Here is a 16,359-nt window from a genome sequence, read left to right on the forward strand (position 1 = left end):
GCCGCTGGTGAATGGTTAGATATTCAAAAATCGGTTTATGCAACCTCCCGTGCAAAGAACCCAATCTTTGATGGTTCTCTTGGCATGTATAATGGTGTTGTTTTACGCGAGGCTATTCATGTCACCCATGGTGTTAACTCGACAAATAATACAGCGGTAAAGAGTGTGCGTCGTGCGGTTTTCTTAGGAGCACAGAGTGCGATTATAGGTTTTGGGAAAAATCATAGTGCAACGAATTACACGCTTAAAGAAGAGTATTTTGATTATGAACGTGAATTTGGTGTAGCTGCAAAGACCTTGATAGGAATGAAGAAAACCCGTTTCCAAATGCCAAATAGCGCACAGACAGCACAAGATTTTGGAACGATTGTTATTCCTACCTACAGCGGTGAAGCAGCAGCGTAATCATTAAGGAGGAAAACAAGACATGGCAGATCAATTACCCTCTCCCTTGCAAGGAAGAAATCTACATACCCAACAGGTGAGTTTCTTACGTTTGAATATCTCACATAAAGAGAAGCATCTTACGGAGAAAATAGGGATATTACCCCGTGGTGCTTTGATCACTTCAATTAAAACGTTTGTGAAGACAGCGTTTTCTGAGACGAAATTGAAGATTGGCAGCACTTATGGTGGCAATGAGTTTGGCGAAAAAGATATCAAAGCCCAAGGCACACAAGATTTTACACCAACAGACCAAAAGGTTTTTACTCCAGAGGATAAAGAAATGACCTTTTATGCAACACGAGATAAAACCACTGATGCTGGTGAATGTATTGTGGTTGTGCAATTTGTGACAAATCATTGAGGGGACAAGACATGGCAGATTATTTACCACAGCCCTTGCAAGGGAGAAATCTTCATACGCAGCAGGTAAGCTTTTTGCGTCTTAATTTTAGCTATGAAGATAAAGAACAGGCGATGAAGATAGGCACCCTCCCTAGAGGTGCTTTGATTACTTCGATTAAAGTATATGTTAAGACAGCATTTTCGGACACGAAGGTTAAAATAGGCAGCACTGCTGGAGGAACTGAATTTGGTGAAGCAGAAATCAAACAGCAGGCAGTCAAAGAGGTTAAACCTAGCAATCAGAAGGAGTTTGTCCCTTATGATAAAGAGGTCACGCTTTATGCCAAAGCCGACAAAACAGTACAAGCTGGTCAAGCAAGTATAGTCGTTGAATTCGTGACCAATCATTGAAATTGAGGGGAGAGATCTATTAACTCCCCTTCAATTTATGAAGTAGAAGAGTGTACAGAAAGTTGCAAATTAAGGGCAGATAAGACAGCGACTAAGGTAGAAAGTTTTGGATCACCGGTTTTACTTAAAGAGCGGTATAACCCACTGCGTTCTCGATTGGTTTCTTTTGCTAAGGCACTCATATTTTGAGTACGAGCAACAATCCCAAGGGCATCAGCTATATGAGCAGCATCACCGGTTTTAAAGGCTTCATTGAGAAATGCTTGTTGTACTTCGATGTCTTCAAGATATTCTTCTGGTTTAAATGGGGTTATTTTCATCACTGTATTCCTCTTTTAACTTTAACGCTTGTTCAATATCCCTTTTCTGTGTCGATTTATCTCCACCACATAACAAAAGGATAAAATGAGAACCTTTTTGGATAAAATAAATTCTGTAACCTGCGCCATAGTGGATACGCAATTCACCTATGCCATTAAAGAATTTAATGTCACCTAAAAGACCTTGTTTTAAGCGTACAACACGTTGAAGAATAATAGCCTTAACGCTTTTATCTTTAAGTTTCTTAAGCCAAGTATCAAATTCTACCGTTTTATGAATGAACACCATTGGTGCACTGTAATACACACAATATAAAATGTCAAGGCAAGTTTTTTCACAGAAAGGTATTCTGATGTCACGTCATTATATTCGTATACGCACAGGAGGACCGATATCGGCAAAGCAAGATGTTTTTCGTCATAAAAAAACGCTTTCGCACTTGGTGTCGGTCATTCAAGATGAGATTGATGACATCACGGATGAGTATGTAGTGCAAATCCAAGAAAGTATTTTTGCTGCTATTCGTTTTTGTGAGAGGGAAAGTTTTTACTTTAACGAAAGCCGTGATGTGGTGTTTGAGACGCGGGCGGGTCAGGGAACTTATGATGCAAGTGACATCCGTCATATCGAAAGTGCTGTTAAAATCAAAAACGTTTATTTGAGTTCTGATCAACATCATAAGTTTGCATTGGAGTGTAAGGATCATGTTTCTTTAGAGCCTTTGTTATCATCAGAGCAGCAAGGAACGCCGGTTTGTTACAGTTATTTTGATAGGAAACTGTATCTTTATCCCACACCGGATAGAGTGTATCAGATACAACTTCTTTTCTCTCCACAGCGCTTATCAGAGATAGAGAGTGTTGATGAGGAACACCCATGGTTTATCTATGGTTTTGATTTGATCAAAGCGCGTGCAAAATATGAACTGTACAAGAATATTCTGAAAGACCCTGATTGTGCAGCCGCTGCTTATAATGACTTTAACGAGCAATTGCATGCATTGCGTGCAGAGACCTCTAAACGTCATAATGTGACCCGAATAATTCCAACGGATTTCTAATATGGTGTATTTTCCAATCGCTGATTACAGACCAGATGTTTCGGTCGTCAACGGTAGCTTTACGGATACGCTTGTGAATGTTTTACCGGCTGATGGCTGTTACATTCCGATGCCTAGTGCAACGGTTGTTTCTGACCCTTTGGAAGAAAAGCCTTTGGGGTGTATAGCCCTTAGAAGTGGTTATGGTGTCAAGATTATCGTAGGAGGCAAGAAAAAGCTTTACAGTTATGATAGCCAAACGAAGGGTTGGAAGGACATAAGCCAAACTGGTGTGACCTATCAAGCAAATGAGGAGAATAAATGGTCCTTTGCATTGTTTGGTGAAGCCATTATTGCGGTGAATAAAAATGATAAACCGCAAGTTTTTAATACCCATAGTTCTGAACGATTTGAAGATTTAGGAGGCAGTCCACCGAAAGCAGGTTTGGTGAAGGTTTGGGGTGATTTTGTTTGTTTGATGCAATTGACAGATCACCCCAATCGTATTCATTGGTCGGGTTTGAATGATGCAACGCACTGGACGGTTAAAGAGAAAAATTGCGATTTTCAAGATTTTCCGGATGGAGAATATGTTCAAGGGTCTACGGAATCCGCCAATCCACTCATTTTTATGCGTTCTGCTATTTATGCAGGAACCTTTGTTCCAGGTTCTAAAATTGTATTTACGTTTCAAAAGATCCAAGACAAGCGCGGGGCGCGCAGTGCAGCTTCTATAGCGTGTCGAGGGAGTGATGCTTTTTTTGCTAGTGATGGTGGCTTTTATCAGATGAGTTCTGATGGTCAACTTTTGCCGATAGGTTTTGAGAAGGTTGATAGAACAGTTTTTAAAACCTTTGATAAGTTTGCTCTTGATGAGATGCGAGGGGTTATAGACCCCGTAGATAATCGGATTTACTGGTCATTAAAGAGAGGTAATAACGAGCAAACGACCTTTGTTTATGATTGGGGACTGCAGAAGTGGTCGACGCTACAAGGAGACCTTTTCACATTGTTTTCTGTTTTTACGACAGGTTATACTTTAGAACAATTGGATGAGATTTCGATCAATCTTGAGGATTTACCTGCCTCTCTTGATAGTTCGATTTGGCAAAGTGGCGCCCCAATGCTTGGTGGCTTTGATAGCGATAATCGGCTTGTTGTGTTTACGGGAGCGCCGATGGAAGCAACTGTTGTTTCGCAAGAAATGGGGGCACAAAATGGAAGTTTTAACTTTATCACGAAGTTGTTTGCCGAAGTTGATACGACGCAAGGTCTTTTAAGTATAGGCGAGCGGCGAGTTCGTCATGATCAGACGCCGATCACATGGCACAAAGAGAGGGTGTGTTCATTTGTGACGGGTGCTTATCACGGGCGTTCACGCAATCGTTATCACCGCTTTAAATTGCGCATTCCTAAGAATGAATCTTGGACAACGATTACGGGTTTTAATGTGGATTTACGTCCTTTTGGTAGAGAGTAATGGCAAAAGTCTTTTTGACCAGTTCTTGGGATATGGAGCGTATATCCCCTTATCTTGAAGAAATCATTGCATCTTTTAGAGAGTATGTAGAGTGTTTCAAACATGAAATTACGTTGCAAGAACTCATTGAATCTATTTGCAGTGGTACGAAACAGTTATGGCTTGTTTTGGATGATGAAGAGCGCTTTTTAGCGGTCGTCACGACCCAGATACAACAAACAGTTTTAGGAAAGAAACGCGCTCTGATTTGTGAATGTAGTGGCAAAGGTGTTCTTGATTTGGTTGACAATTTGCACGTTGCAGAGGATTGGGCGCGTGAGAATGGGGCTTTTGAGATAGAGATTTTGGGTCGCTTAGGCTGGAAACGTGCACTGACCAAACAAGGCTATGGCATAGATATGCTTTATTATAGGAAGGAATTGTAAAATGGGGAGCCAAACACCAACAACGACAGAACAGAAGCAGGTGCAGACAAGTGCCCCTCCTGCTTGGATGGCAGATGTATTTAAGCGTGGCGGTACGGATGCATATAATCTGTATAATACAGGGATTGGTGGGAATGTGTATGGGGGGCCTCGTGTTGCACCGTTAAGTGCTCAAACCACCCAAGCCATAGGTGGTCTTGGAAGTATTCCGCATCATTATCAAAATCGCTCTTTGATGAATACAATTTATAATCCAACGTCGGCAGCAAGCAATCTTGGAAGAATGGCTTCTGGCGGTCTGGTTGGACAGAATCCGTCTTTTAATGCCGCCCTTCAAAATAGCTTAGACCGTGTAAGAGATACGATTAACAGCTCTTTTGCAGGTGCGGGTCGTTATGGGTCCGGTGCACATGCAGGTGTATTGGCAAATGAACTTGGTGCTTTGTCCACAAGTGCTATGGCAGATCAATATAATCGTGATGCGGACCGCATGATGCAAGCCAATGCCATGATAGACCAAGCCAATCAAAATCAGTTGGGAGCCTCAAATAACTTCTTACAGGGTTATGGCAATGCCTATTCCAATGCCATACAGGGGGGAGGTGTGCTTGATGCCCACAATCAGAGAATTGTTGATGCCAATCGTGAACGTTGGCTGGAGCAAGATAATAGCGGCTGGAACAGACTGAACATGTTGATGAACGCCGGTCGTGGTTTTGCAGGCAATTACGGGACGACGACGAATAATGTGTCAGGCTCTACGATGGCAGGCAATAACCCATGGAAAAATGTAGGGGCTATAGGTTCTCTGGCACTTCATACAGCACCTATGGCTTTTGGTTATATGGCAGGTGGTCCAATGGGAGCAGCGTTGGCAGGAGGAGCATCCAAGCTTTTTTTAGATTACATGAATCAAAAGAAAGCTCTGGAGAATAATTAAAGAATAGTTTTGTAGGAGAGTGTGATGGCATTTCCATTATTAGGCTTAGCTTCTGGGGTAGCAGGTGGGGCAGCATTGAGATATGGACCTCATATTTTTAGGTATCTTTATCCCAGAGTAGCTCCAAAAATGGTTACAGGGGCGAAAGGATTGGGACAATTAATGAAACCAAACCTGAAGAATCCTTTAGTAATTGGTGGGGCGATTGGGAGTATTCTGGATAATATAAATGAAGCACATGCCCCATCCAACCCCTATTTACAGAATAGTCTGAATCCATATGGACCATTTATGCCCTATACGGCTCCTAGAACGGAAATGCCTCTTGGATTTGATCAACATCCACCCATGCCAAATGCACTAGAGAGTACTCCACAAGAACTAAAACCTCATGTTAGTGAACAAACGCAACCATTAGCACCCGCTTCCCCAACACCGCCTCCTGAACTGACAGATGCAGAGAAATTTTTACAGTCCAATACTTACAAATTTTTTCAATCAGATGCGTATCAGAAGCTCAAAGATCTTTTTGCAGGTATGGCGGCAGCACCCACAGATGGTTCTGGATGGGATGCGCTAGCAAGTGGTGTGAAGCATCTTAATGAAGGAGATAAACAAAGAGGGCAGGTTAACCAAACTGTCGAGTATCTGAAATCTAAAGGATATAGCGAAGAAGAAGCTGCTGTCATGGTACGGAATCCTCAAATGCTTAGTGCGATGCTCACAAATACAGGTAGAAAAGACTTTAATGATGGAACCTCGTTAATTGATGATCCAACATCACCAACAGGAAAAAGAGTAGTTTATAACCCTGGAAGCAAAGCGTATATGGAAAATAAACGTGCTGCTTCTTTGATCAAAAGTAAACAAATATATGGAAAAGTTTTGATAGACGATATCGATCTTTTGCAGAGATATGCCGATAAATTTGGAAATTATGCCACAGGTCATATGGCTAAGGCAGCTAGCTATGTGCTTTCAGGGTCAGAACAATCAGATGCACGACTTATTATACAATCAATAAAATCTCGAATAGCGCTTGATCGTATAGATCAAATGAAAATGCTCTCGCCAAGAGGGACGATAGGGCTTGGAAATGTTAGTGATAAAGACATTGAAATGTTAAAACAGTCTCTGGGTGATTTAAGTTTCGACATGTCTCCACAAGAATTTAAACGTCGTTTGAACATAATAAAAACTGTTATATCAAAACTTAATTCTGAAGTAGTAGGTATTTTACTAGGTGATATTGATCCTACAGAAGAAAATATGATCAATGCTGTTAATGGAAACCATAGTCAATATTCTTCTGATCAGTTGATGTCACAAGGAGGCAGTAAAAATATACCTACAATGAAATGGCAGGAAGGTATCGACAGAGATGATATCACTGTGTTTATAGATGCGTCTACCGGTAAGCGTATTGAAAAGGAAGAGTATTAATGAATACTTATACTAGCATTCCAGAATATGTAACATCTAAAAGTGGAAAACGTTACCGTTTGCGTGTTCTCGATGACAATTCGAGAGGTGGCACTCCAGAATATGTAACATCTAAAAGTGGAAAACGTTATCGTTTGCGTGTTCTCGATGATGCCTCCAACTTTGAAGAAACAACATCACCCCAACATTCAGAAATAAGTGGCGGTGAAGCTTTTTTGAACTCTTTAAAGCATGGTTTGAGTTTTAATTTAGATGATGAGATTGCAGCGCTCACAGCGGCAGGACGTGATTCTGATGATGATTGGGCAATAACGGCTTTTGGGAAGGGACTTGTCAACTATTGGCTTGGAGATAAGCAAACCAGAGAGAAGTATGAGAAAGAAGTCAATAGAATACGTGATTATTATCGTAGGATGGGTGATCAACATTATTGGACTTCTTTTGCAGGAAATGCTTTAGGGTCGGCAATTCCTTCACTTGCGACTTTAGGGGCAGGAGCATTAGCTTCTGGAGCCCGTTTTATAGCGCCTACACTTGCAAATAGTATTGGAGGATCAAAGTTAGGTCAATTGTTTTTAAAAGCTGGTCAAACATCGGTAGGACGAAAAGCAGGAAATGTAGGTAAATATGTAGGTGAGAAAGTAAGTCCGTTTTTAGGCATTACGCATAAAACAACATTGCCGCATTTGCTTAAAGTAGGGGCGGCATCTGGTGCATTACAGGGGGTAGGTGAAGGTGTAGGGTTAGGTCATACACTTCAAAGTGCAGCAGTTGGTGGAGGATTGGGAGCGGGAGGGACAGCTGTTGGAAGTGCTTTAGGTCATTTGGCTGGTTCTACTGTTGGTGGAATACGAAGATTGTTTTCTCCTTCTCATACAAAAGAAGGTGTTGCAAAAGCAACGTTGAGAGAAATCAGTAAGAATTTAAGTAAGGAGGCTTCTGAAGAGCTAGGAAAATCTTTTAAGAATGCAGTCTCTACCGATTACGTAGCGGATCATAGTCCCTCTTTACAAGATCTTGTTTTTAAGGTTGCTGGAAAAAACCAAGGAGCTTATCTTGATTTAACCAAAAGAGCTAAAGAGAGAGCACTAGCAGGAGGGGAGCGTATTCATCAGGCGGTTGATGAACACTTTGTTCCTCGTCAAAATATTACAAATTTAAAAGATGATCTTATTGCGAATAGGGAAGCAGTATCACATGCTCTTTACGAAATAGCCAAGAAGACTCCGGTAGGAGAAAAATATTATGGTGCGCTTAACGAATTAATGGAGCGCCCTTATTTCAAACAAGCTTATGATGCGGGGTTAGAGAAGTTTATCAGTGATGGCAACAAAGTCAGTCCATTTTCTTCTCAAAAGTTTAGTCTCCTTAAGCAGAAACCTAGCATGGGGTTACTTCATGAAACTAAGTATAGACTTAATCATATGATAGATACAGCTAGGAACACAGGAGATGACAGCAAAGCCCGCAGTTTAGTTGGCATTCAGAAAAAATTGTTAGAGATTATGGATGATATATCGTCTGAATATAAGAAGGCGCGGGGTCTGTATTATCACTATAGTTCAGATATAGACGCTATGCGTGAAGGTTCTAAAATCCTTAGCAAGTCGGTTAATAAGGATGAGTTCAGTCAAATTTTTGATGAATTATCAGAGGGACAACAAGAATACTTTAAAAAGGGTTCAAGAAGAGAACTTCTCAAGGATATGGAGCAAACAGGAGATAAAGTTTCTCAGGCAAAGCAAATTTTTGATGCAGATGATCTGTACGATAAGTTTGCCAAGGTTTATGGAGCCGATAAAGCTTCTGCTGTTAAGAATGTTGTCAATAAACAAGCCGATTATGCAGATTTTTATAACAGAATACCAAATCGCAAAGCGGATAAAGATATCTCTTTTACGCATCATGTCAGTGTGCCAACGGGTACACGCGATGCAGCCTTTCAAACAGGCAAAGCCGCATTGAAGGCTTCAGGGATTCCTTTCAAACAAGCAGCATCTAGAGAGCGTGAAAGTATTGAAAAGGATATGGTCAAGTTGTTAACAAAGGGAACAGAGATTTCGAACGATAAAATTGTCGATCTTATTCAACGGATGGTGAAGGCGTATCATAATGGATATGCGACGAAAGAGTGGGTGAAAAAGCTCTCTGCTGCTTTGTTTGGGGGAGAAGGAAAAGAATTAGCAAGGCACTTTAATATGCTGAGTACGTGGAAGTAGAGGAGAATGTACAAGCTATGACCCGTTATAGTCCTTCAGTTGATCAAGCGATCCGTCAAGCAGCAGCGCGCTATGGTTTGCCAGAAAGCTATTTATACCGTGTTGCACAAGTGGAAAGTGGCGGCAATCCGAATGCAAGAAACCCACGTTCTTCTGCAGGTGGTCTGTATCAATTTATAAACAGCACAGCCAAGCAATATGGTTTGCAAGACCGTTTTGATCCCATGCAAGCAGCGGATGCCATGGGGCGCTTGACACGTGACAATCGCAACTATTTAAGCCGTGTTTTAGGGAGAGCGCCTACCGATGCGGAATTGTATTTAGCCCACCAACAAGGGGCAGGAGGAGCCGCGCGCCTTTTGCAAAATCCCCATGCCAATGCAGCGCAAATGGTTGGGAGGAATGCGGTTGGCTTGAATGGTGGCAACAGCGCTATGCGTGCCAGTGATTTTGCCAACCGTGTATTTCAGATGTATGGTGTGCAGCCTTATAGAGCAAGCCCTCTAGCACAGCGAAGCTTTGGCAATAGAGACAACCTTCTAGAGGTTTTAAGAGCATTATTAGCATCACAAGAAGAGTCTTCAGAAGAAGAGAGTGATGATGATACGCCTTTGATGACGTCATTCATGAGGGCATTTTACGGACCATTTTACCGGAATTAGGATTTACACCCATGTCAACGATCTATGATTGGTCGCTTAGAGCGGCGGATAACACACGTGCAGATGATTTGATTGATTGGTCAGAGGGACAACGCCCTAGCACGATCAATAACAGCGCCCGTGGAATGATGCAGCGTGTGCGGGAGTATCTGTGGGATACAGGTGGTGCGCTTGAAGGTGTTGTAACGGTAAATCATAGTGACCAAACGACCGTCATAAGGTTGCAAAGTAAGTCGCTCTTTTTAGAGTATAAGAATGATATTGTTTTGCGGTTTAAAGCGCGTGGCAAGAATGTAGGAGCGACCACAGTTATTTTGAATAGCTTATCAAGTAAGCCGGTTTACAAGGCATCAGACACCGGTGTTGCAACCTTGTTAGAGGGAGGGGAAATCCAAACTGGCTGCATATATACACTCGTATATGATGAAGAGATTTCTGGCTGGCATTTGCTTAATCCTACTCCTCTGGCATCACCACAAGGCTTGGCAAATTCTCTTTATCCAGCAGGCTTGATAGGGACGTTTGCAATGCAAGCAATCCCCAATGGTTGGTTATTGTGTGATGGTAGTGCTTATTCACGGAGTCTTTATAGTAATCTTTTCGCGACCATAGGGACGACATGGGGAAGTGGGGACGGGGTTAGAACATTTAATGTACCGGATTTACGGGGCATGTTTTTACGGGGTTTTGATGCTGGACGCAATGTTGATACAGGACGTAGTTTTGCCAGTGTCCAGCAGGATTTAATCCAAGCGCATAGACATGAAGGTCATAGGATATCAGTTTCACAGATGTCTGATGATGATGCACGTTATTGGCATGGGGAGGCGACCACTTTATGGGGGCATGCGCTTGATGAGGATCAAATATCGAAAGTTGCGACGGTTTCTGGGGTCAGAAAAGAGGATATTCAGGTCTATGATGTTTTTGCGGTTCCTTATGGACAACCACAAACACAACAAATGGCGTCATTAAGGGATAGGGAGAGTGAGACGCGTCCTATCAATGTCTCCGTTGTTTTTGCCATAAAGACATGAGGACAATATGTCACATATTTATAACTGGTCTTTAACAGCGTCAGAGAATGCAGGCGCTGATAGTCTTATTAATTGGTCAGAGGGTCAGTCACCCCATACTGTAAATAATAGTGCCCGTGGGATGATGCAACGTGTGCGAGAGTATTTATCAGATATTGGTGGTGCGCTTGATAGTCATTTTGAGATTGATCATCACCAGCAACAAACGACCATTGGCTTAACCAGCAGCTCATCACTTTCCCGTTATAGCAATGGTCTTTCTTTACGGTTTAAGGCGAAGGAGAGTAATGTTGGTGTCACCACGATTAGGCTCAATAATCTTGGCGGTCAATCAGTTTACAAAGCGTCAGAAACGGGTGTAACAGCTGTTGTCGGAGGAGAGATACAAAGAGGGTGTGCTTACACCCTTGTGTATGATGAAGAGATTTCGGGCTGGCAGTTACTGAATCCTACGCTCAGAAAAGTTTTTGATTTTCACCGTTTGCCTACGGGCTTTATAGGCACTTTTGCCATGGAAAGCTTGCCGGAAGGTTGGCTGCCTTGTGATGGTCGTTCATATTCGCGTGATAAATATCGTACCCTTTTTGCGACCATAGGAACGATGTGGGGAAGTGGAGATGAAACAACGTTTAATGTTCCGGATTTACGGGGCATGTTTTTGCGTGGTTTTGATTATAGCGGTTTTGTTGATCATGGTCGTATTTTTGGCAGTGTGCAACAGTGCTCTTTGAGAAATCATGAACATAGTATTGGTTTTTCACCTCCAGTAGAAAGCAGTGGGAGGAGGAAGAGGAGTATTGTTGTAGATTATACATTTGCACATGTAACTGATACAGTTCCCCATGGATCTAGTCAAGACGAGGAATGTATAGGTTTAAGTGGAGATGCCTTGGCAAGATGCAATGAAGCTTTTGAAAGAGAAGTCGTCCTTGCCCCCGAACTTCCTTCATTGAATGAAGGTAAAGTCTATACTTTACACCCGTTTTTTCTGAGGCATGGAGATACTATAAAGACGTATAGAATTCCTAAACGCGGAGGAGAAGATCTAGGCATGCATGATCATATTATCATGATGGATAGTTTTGGAGGAGCAGAAACACGCCCGCTTAATATGAGTATAGTCTATGGGATAAAGAGTTGATGAGGAGCTGAGATGTTATCGAAACCATTTGCAATATCAGAGCTTAGCGACCCGTCTAAAGTACGGGTTGTTTTGTATACAGGGAGTGGTTTTGTGCATGCGCCGCTCAGTGGTCTCGTTGACCTCTTGAAGGATGCTTTGAACAAGGATCATGAAGAAAGTTTAAAGGCATTAAAGTCCGAAATTGAAGAATTATGAACGTGTTTATTTTAGGCATTTATTTTGAATGATGTAAGGAAGAAATTCGATGGGGATACCATATCATACGCATGACTATCAGATACCAGTGGCAACGAAAGAAGAGATCATAGAGGGGGTTTCAGAGGATACGGTTGTTGTTCCGAAGTTGTTAGGGACGGCAAGTCTTTATCCTCGCGAAGTTTTTGCGAGTGCGGAACAAGGGGTTCAGGCGCAACAGAGTTCAGAACGAGCGCTAGGATTATCGACGGTAGCGAAGCAAACAGCGGATGCAGCGAAACGGTTGGCAGATGATGCGAAAGAATTAGCCGATGGAGCGGCAGTCACGGTAGCACAAGCTTTGACGACAGCGTCCAGAGCTGAGACAAGTGCGCATGAAGCGAAGACCACAGCCGATGATGCGTTGAAAAAAGGACGTGATGCGAAGAGTCAAGCAGCAAGCGCTCATCAAAGGTCGATGGATGTAAAGCAAGAGGTAGAGAAAGCGCTTACGCTATCCAATTCTGCAAAGCAAACAGCAGATGATGCCAAGGGATTAGCAGAAGAAGCGAAAAGTTTAGCAGAAAAAGCGAGTACAGGTGTCACATCAGTCACACAAGTAGCGGTTTCAACGCAAAGAACAGCGGAGCAAGCTTTAGCAGAAGCAACGTCAGTGAAAGCAACAGTGTCTCGAGTAGAGATGGCAACATCAGAAGCGAAGACACTGTCAACAGAAGCCAAACAAATTGCAGCGACAGCGACGTCTAAAGCAGAGAGTGCAACAAGCAAATCAGAAGCCTCATCTTTGGTAGCTAGTGAAGCAAAAGAAACCGCCTTGAGAGCGTTGACGGGCGTTAATGATCTAAAACAGTCGGTTGATCATGTGAAGAATACAGCGGAGGGGGCAAAACAGACAGCGGAAGGAGCACAACAAAAGGTTTTAACCGTAGAAACCGTTTCTAGGGAAGCCAAGAGCCAAGCGGTTGAAGTTAAACAATTGGTTGAAGAAGTTAAGATGACAGCGCATTCTGCAGAAACGATAGCGACTAGTGCGAAGCAAATAGCAGATAGTGCCAAGGGATTAGCAGAAGAAGCGAAAAATAAATCAGATGATGCGCATGTTCTTTCGCAAGCGGCTAAGAATACAGCAGACACGGCACAAGAGAAAGTTTTAGGCGTTGAAAAGAAGGTGGATGATGTATCGCGTACAGCATCAGAATCTAAAACGATTGCGCAAGAGGCACAACAAGAAGCATCAGAAGCGTCTAGAATAGCCAATGAAGCGAAGGTAACAGCAGAGCAGGCATTGCAAGCGGATAGACAAGCAGTTCGTGAAGGTGGAGAAGCCAGCAAAAGTTTAGCAGAAGCTGTTCAGAAGAAATCAGAGGAAGCTGAGAGAGTTGCGCAAGCAAGTAAGAGAGCTTGTGAAGAAGCCAAGCAATTAGCAACAGACGCCAAAAATGCTTCTATTAATGCGCTTACAGAAGCGAGCGATGCGAAAGAGAAAGCGTCTACAGCGCTTACCACAGTCAATGATGTAAAGAATGTTTCTGAAGAAGTAAAAGGCTTAGCAGAAAAAGCGAGTACGGCCTCTACAGAGGCGCAAAAGAAGTCAGAGGAAGCGTTAAGAGAAGCGACTTCTGCAAAAGCCACGGCGGATATGGCGTCTAGCACAGCCAATGATGCAAAGGGGCGTGCTGATGAAGCTAAAACGGTATCAGAAGAGGCGAAGAATCTTGCACAGACAAGCAAGACTGCTTGTGATGAAGTCAAGCAAAGGATTGGTGATGTTAAAAGTGTTGCAGAGAGTGCCTTATCGACCGCCACGACAGCCAAGCAGAAAGGTGATGAGATAAGCCAACAAACCTTAGAAGCGTTAACGAAGTCTGGTGAAGCGAAGACCCTATCAGAAGAAGCAAAAGCTAAAGCAGAAAGTTTAGAAACAGTTGTGAATGCAGCGAAAACGACGAGTGATCAAGCCAGTCAAGTAGCGACATCTTCGAAGAGCGTGTCAGAAGAAGCGAAGAAAAAAGCTGAGACAGCAAGTAGCAGAGCATATGAAGCCAAAGATGAAGCCACTAAAGCCAAGGAAACAGCTGATAAAGCGAAAAGGACAGCAGAAGAAGCAAAAAATGTTACAGATCAAGTAAAAAAAACATTAGATACAACGAAGCAAGAGCTTGATGGTATCAAGAGGTCATTATCAGTCGCAACAGCAACGTCTAATTCCGCGAAGAGCACAGCAACAGTCGCTCTTACGACAGCTTCAAAGGCAAAAGAGCTATCAGAAGAGATAAATACTTTACTGAAAGAATTCAATTTAACGGTTCTTTCCGTATCCACACCGTTTCTTGTTGCGACAGGAAAAAAACAACTAACCTTGAAAAAAGGAACGCGCATAACCTTAGGCCGCACTAATGATATTTTGGTCGCAAATTATACGACAGATACAAGAATAAATGTTCCTTCTCTTTCTGCAGGTAAAGATTACTATGTTTATTTGGTCGCTGATGGAGAACAGTATTATAAATTTGTTCTATCAGACAACTCTACTTATCCTACAGGTTATACAGCGACAAACTCTCGAAAGGTAGGAGGGTTTCATACGCTTTGTGTAGATGTTGATACCATAAAAGATCACCCGTTATCGGGTTATCAAGCAGGGGATATTTTACCCAATTCAGTTTGGTGTTTGAATCACCGTCCGCATAGTTCACCAGAAGGGATGGTCTACGATCCCTCGCAAAATATTTGGGTTGATATTTATCTTCAATCAGGAACGGATGAAAATACGCGTTCAGTGTATGGTGTTCCAGTGACAACGAATCGTCAGTATGCAGATCATGTCACAGATATGATGCGCGTTAAGAAGTCTCTATTGAGTGATGAGGAATTTTGTTCAGCCATGTATGGAAGTAATGATATGAAGTCTATTCAAGGAAAGCAGGCGCCTTCTCCTAAGACTTCTGGAGGTCATGTTGACACGGCAAATCGTCGTATGATTTCCCACATAGGTTGTGAAGAAGGTTGCGGTTATGTTTGGCAATATATATCTGGCGCTTTTCCACTGCATACAGCTGTAAAGGTTGGATCAAAGTATCAAATTCAAACTCAGACGAGTGTATTAGTGGCAGGGGGTAGTTGGTCTAATGATGGCACGAGTGGACGTTTTACACGAGTAGGAGTTAATACGAATAGTTCCAATGAACAAGTTGGAGCGCGAGGCTGTAGCCGTCCGCGTAGTTTTGTATAGTAGGATATGAAAATGATAGATTATCCAGAGTATTTAAATAGCAAAGAAGATTATGTGAACATGCTTTCTTTTGACAAAGTTGAAACGGTAAGAAGGTTGGAGATGCTTTTATCAACGCGTTTTTATTGGAGCTTTGTTAAAGAGCTTAGTGAAGGTGAAAAAGGATTAGAAGATGACACGCGTAAAGTTTTTATAACAACAGATATGCCGTTTCCTTCAAATGGTGCTTTTATAGACAAGCGCTGTCAGTATGAATTACAGGAAAGTGAATATGCCCCGATATTTCGGCTTGGTTTTTGTGTTGATGAAGTGGAACAATTGATCAAAGAGCATAGCCAATAGAGATCATCAAAGAAGATTTTTATGCAGCCTCACTGATGTGGGGCTTTTTTTATGGAGGATGAGATGAGAAAGATATCCAAAGAAGGTTTAGAGCTTATCAAACAATGGGAAGGATTGCGTTTGGAAGCCTATAGGGATACGGCGTGTATTTGGACTATTGGTTATGGTCACACGAGTCATGTAGGTAGTCCCCTTGTCAAAAAAGGTATGCGTATTACGCAAGAGCGTGCAGAAGAAATTCTTTGTGATGACTTAAAGCAATTTGAGAATGCAGTAGAGGAAACGGTTACGGTTTCGTTAACGGATTGCCAATTCGCGGCTCTCGTTTCGTTTTGCTATAATGTAGGAACGAAAGCCTTTTGCAAGTCAAGTTTGTTAAAAAAACTTAATAAGGGGGATTATGATTGTGTACCAGCAGAATTACAGAAATGGAATAAGGTGGGTGGTAAGCCTCTTCAGGGTTTATCCAACCGTCGTGCAGCAGAAGCTGGTTTGTGGGCAAAGGGGTCTTATATTTCTTCAAACTATCAAAGAGTGGAAGCGAAAGAGGCAACGGGTCTTTTGAAAGTAGAAGCTTTAGCACCGATCATAGGGTCTTGTTCAGGCTTTGGGGGCTTATTGGTTGGCAATGGTCCAGTGCAATGGGCATTCGCAGGTCTTATGGTTTTAGCCGCTTGTAC

General features: G+C 42.4%; 18 protein-coding genes. 16 read left to right on the forward strand and 2 right to left on the reverse strand.

The features are described from left to right. The 3 genes from ABID23_RS07020 to ABID23_RS07030 all read left to right on the forward strand — a co-directional run. Positions 1-405 (forward strand): phage capsid family protein (locus ABID23_RS07020; protein ID WP_354190657.1); only part of this gene is annotated, 405 nt, incomplete at its 5' end. Positions 406-427: 22 nt separating this feature from the next. After that, positions 428-808 carry a hypothetical protein gene (locus ABID23_RS07025; RefSeq protein WP_354190659.1) on the forward strand — a complete coding sequence of 127 codons (381 nt, stop codon included), beginning with the start codon at positions 428-430 and terminating at the stop codon, positions 806-808. Between the two features lie 11 nt (positions 809-819). Then, entirely contained in the window at positions 820-1,200 is a 381-nt protein-coding gene (locus ABID23_RS07030) for a hypothetical protein (RefSeq protein WP_354190661.1), read from the forward strand. A gap of 35 nt (positions 1,201-1,235) precedes the next feature. Here ABID23_RS07030 and ABID23_RS07035 read toward each other — a convergent pair whose 3' ends face one another. Then, on the reverse strand, positions 1,236-1,520 hold the full coding sequence (locus tag ABID23_RS07035) for an addiction module antidote protein (protein WP_354190663.1): 285 nt from the start codon (positions 1,518-1,520) through the stop codon (positions 1,236-1,238). Continuing rightward, the gene (locus ABID23_RS07040) at positions 1,501-1,809 is read right to left on the reverse strand and encodes a type II toxin-antitoxin system RelE/ParE family toxin (protein WP_354190665.1); all 309 of its coding nucleotides are present in this window, start codon (positions 1,807-1,809) and stop codon (positions 1,501-1,503) included. The genes ABID23_RS07035 and ABID23_RS07040 overlap by 20 nt, the downstream gene beginning before the upstream one ends. Positions 1,810-1,873: 64 nt before the next feature. Here ABID23_RS07040 and ABID23_RS07045 point away from each other — a divergent pair, with 64 nt between their 5' ends. From ABID23_RS07045 to bgtA, 13 genes are all read left to right on the forward strand, one after another. Beyond that, entirely contained in the window at positions 1,874-2,581 is a 708-nt protein-coding gene (locus ABID23_RS07045) for a phage adaptor protein (RefSeq protein WP_354190667.1), read from the forward strand. 1 nt (position 2,582) lies between these two features. Beyond that, positions 2,583-4,040, forward strand: coding sequence for a gene transfer agent protein BgtE (gene bgtE / locus ABID23_RS07050; RefSeq protein ID WP_354190669.1), 1,458 nt, complete (start codon positions 2,583-2,585; stop codon positions 4,038-4,040). Next, complete coding sequence (locus ABID23_RS07055; RefSeq protein ID WP_354190671.1) at positions 4,040-4,465, forward strand: hypothetical protein; 426 nt, start codon at positions 4,040-4,042, stop codon at positions 4,463-4,465. The genes bgtE and ABID23_RS07055 overlap by 1 nt, the downstream gene beginning before the upstream one ends. A gap of 1 nt (position 4,466) precedes the next feature. After that, positions 4,467-5,405, forward strand: a complete 939-nt coding sequence (bgtD, locus tag ABID23_RS07060; protein WP_354190673.1) for a BaGTA-type gene transfer agent maturation protease BgtD — start codon at positions 4,467-4,469, stop codon at positions 5,403-5,405. Between the two features lie 24 nt (positions 5,406-5,429). Next, positions 5,430-6,848: a hypothetical protein gene (locus ABID23_RS07065; protein ID WP_354190675.1), complete on the forward strand. Its 1,419-nt coding sequence runs from the start codon at positions 5,430-5,432 to the stop codon at positions 6,846-6,848. Next, the gene (locus ABID23_RS07070; protein WP_354190677.1) at positions 6,848-9,067 is read left to right on the forward strand and encodes a hypothetical protein; all 2,220 of its coding nucleotides are present in this window, start codon (positions 6,848-6,850) and stop codon (positions 9,065-9,067) included. The genes ABID23_RS07065 and ABID23_RS07070 overlap by 1 nt, the downstream gene beginning before the upstream one ends. Positions 9,068-9,084: 17 nt before the next feature. Then, positions 9,085-9,729 carry a transglycosylase SLT domain-containing protein gene (locus tag ABID23_RS07075; protein WP_354190679.1) on the forward strand — a complete coding sequence of 215 codons (645 nt, stop codon included), beginning with the start codon at positions 9,085-9,087 and terminating at the stop codon, positions 9,727-9,729. 11 nt (positions 9,730-9,740) lie between these two features. Further along, complete coding sequence (bgtC, locus tag ABID23_RS07080) at positions 9,741-10,766, forward strand: gene transfer agent tail collar protein BgtC (protein WP_354190681.1); 1,026 nt, start codon at positions 9,741-9,743, stop codon at positions 10,764-10,766. A 7-nt stretch (positions 10,767-10,773) separates the two neighbouring features. Next, complete coding sequence (bgtC, locus tag ABID23_RS07085) at positions 10,774-11,907, forward strand: gene transfer agent tail collar protein BgtC (RefSeq protein ID WP_354190683.1); 1,134 nt, start codon at positions 10,774-10,776, stop codon at positions 11,905-11,907. 12 nt (positions 11,908-11,919) lie between these two features. Beyond that, complete coding sequence (locus ABID23_RS07090) at positions 11,920-12,105, forward strand: hypothetical protein (protein ID WP_354190685.1); 186 nt, start codon at positions 11,920-11,922, stop codon at positions 12,103-12,105. A gap of 49 nt (positions 12,106-12,154) precedes the next feature. Beyond that, positions 12,155-15,337: a phage major tropism determinant gene (locus ABID23_RS07095; RefSeq protein WP_354190687.1), complete on the forward strand. Its 3,183-nt coding sequence runs from the start codon at positions 12,155-12,157 to the stop codon at positions 15,335-15,337. A gap of 12 nt (positions 15,338-15,349) precedes the next feature. After that, complete coding sequence (locus ABID23_RS07100; protein WP_354190688.1) at positions 15,350-15,679, forward strand: hypothetical protein; 330 nt, start codon at positions 15,350-15,352, stop codon at positions 15,677-15,679. A 63-nt stretch (positions 15,680-15,742) separates the two neighbouring features. Next, on the forward strand, positions 15,743-16,359 hold a 617-nt coding region (bgtA, locus tag ABID23_RS07105), incomplete at its 3' end, for a gene transfer agent endolysin BgtA (protein WP_354190690.1).

The sequence above is a fragment of the Bartonella silvatica genome, assembly GCF_040545155.1.
In the GTDB taxonomy this organism is placed as follows: domain Bacteria; phylum Pseudomonadota; class Alphaproteobacteria; order Rhizobiales; family Rhizobiaceae; genus Bartonella; species Bartonella silvatica.

What these genes read in the sequence shown, in the direction of transcription:
- ABID23_RS07025 (WP_354190659.1), top strand. Translation starts at nt 428, where the DNA reads ATGGCAGATCAATTACCCTCTCCCTTGCAAGGAAGAAATCTACATACC.
- ABID23_RS07035 (WP_354190663.1), bottom strand. Translation starts at nt 1,520, where the DNA reads ATGAAAATAACCCCATTTAAACCAGAAGAATATCTTGAAGACATCGAA.
- ABID23_RS07040 (WP_354190665.1), bottom strand. Translation starts at nt 1,809, where the DNA reads ATGGTGTTCATTCATAAAACGGTAGAATTTGATACTTGGCTTAAGAAA.
- ABID23_RS07100 (WP_354190688.1), top strand. Translation starts at nt 15,350, where the DNA reads ATGATAGATTATCCAGAGTATTTAAATAGCAAAGAAGATTATGTGAAC.
- bgtC (WP_354190683.1), top strand. Translation starts at nt 10,774, where the DNA reads ATGTCACATATTTATAACTGGTCTTTAACAGCGTCAGAGAATGCAGGC.
- ABID23_RS07065 (WP_354190675.1), top strand. Translation starts at nt 5,430, where the DNA reads ATGGCATTTCCATTATTAGGCTTAGCTTCTGGGGTAGCAGGTGGGGCA.
- ABID23_RS07070 (WP_354190677.1), top strand. Translation starts at nt 6,848, where the DNA reads ATGAATACTTATACTAGCATTCCAGAATATGTAACATCTAAAAGTGGA.
- ABID23_RS07090 (WP_354190685.1), top strand. Translation starts at nt 11,920, where the DNA reads ATGTTATCGAAACCATTTGCAATATCAGAGCTTAGCGACCCGTCTAAA.
- bgtE (WP_354190669.1), top strand. Translation starts at nt 2,583, where the DNA reads ATGGTGTATTTTCCAATCGCTGATTACAGACCAGATGTTTCGGTCGTC.
- bgtD (WP_354190673.1), top strand. Translation starts at nt 4,467, where the DNA reads ATGGGGAGCCAAACACCAACAACGACAGAACAGAAGCAGGTGCAGACA.
- ABID23_RS07030 (WP_354190661.1), top strand. Translation starts at nt 820, where the DNA reads ATGGCAGATTATTTACCACAGCCCTTGCAAGGGAGAAATCTTCATACG.
- ABID23_RS07045 (WP_354190667.1), top strand. Translation starts at nt 1,874, where the DNA reads ATGTCACGTCATTATATTCGTATACGCACAGGAGGACCGATATCGGCA.
- bgtC (WP_354190681.1), top strand. Translation starts at nt 9,741, where the DNA reads ATGTCAACGATCTATGATTGGTCGCTTAGAGCGGCGGATAACACACGT.
- ABID23_RS07095 (WP_354190687.1), top strand. Translation starts at nt 12,155, where the DNA reads ATGGGGATACCATATCATACGCATGACTATCAGATACCAGTGGCAACG.
- ABID23_RS07075 (WP_354190679.1), top strand. Translation starts at nt 9,085, where the DNA reads ATGACCCGTTATAGTCCTTCAGTTGATCAAGCGATCCGTCAAGCAGCA.
- ABID23_RS07055 (WP_354190671.1), top strand. Translation starts at nt 4,040, where the DNA reads ATGGCAAAAGTCTTTTTGACCAGTTCTTGGGATATGGAGCGTATATCC.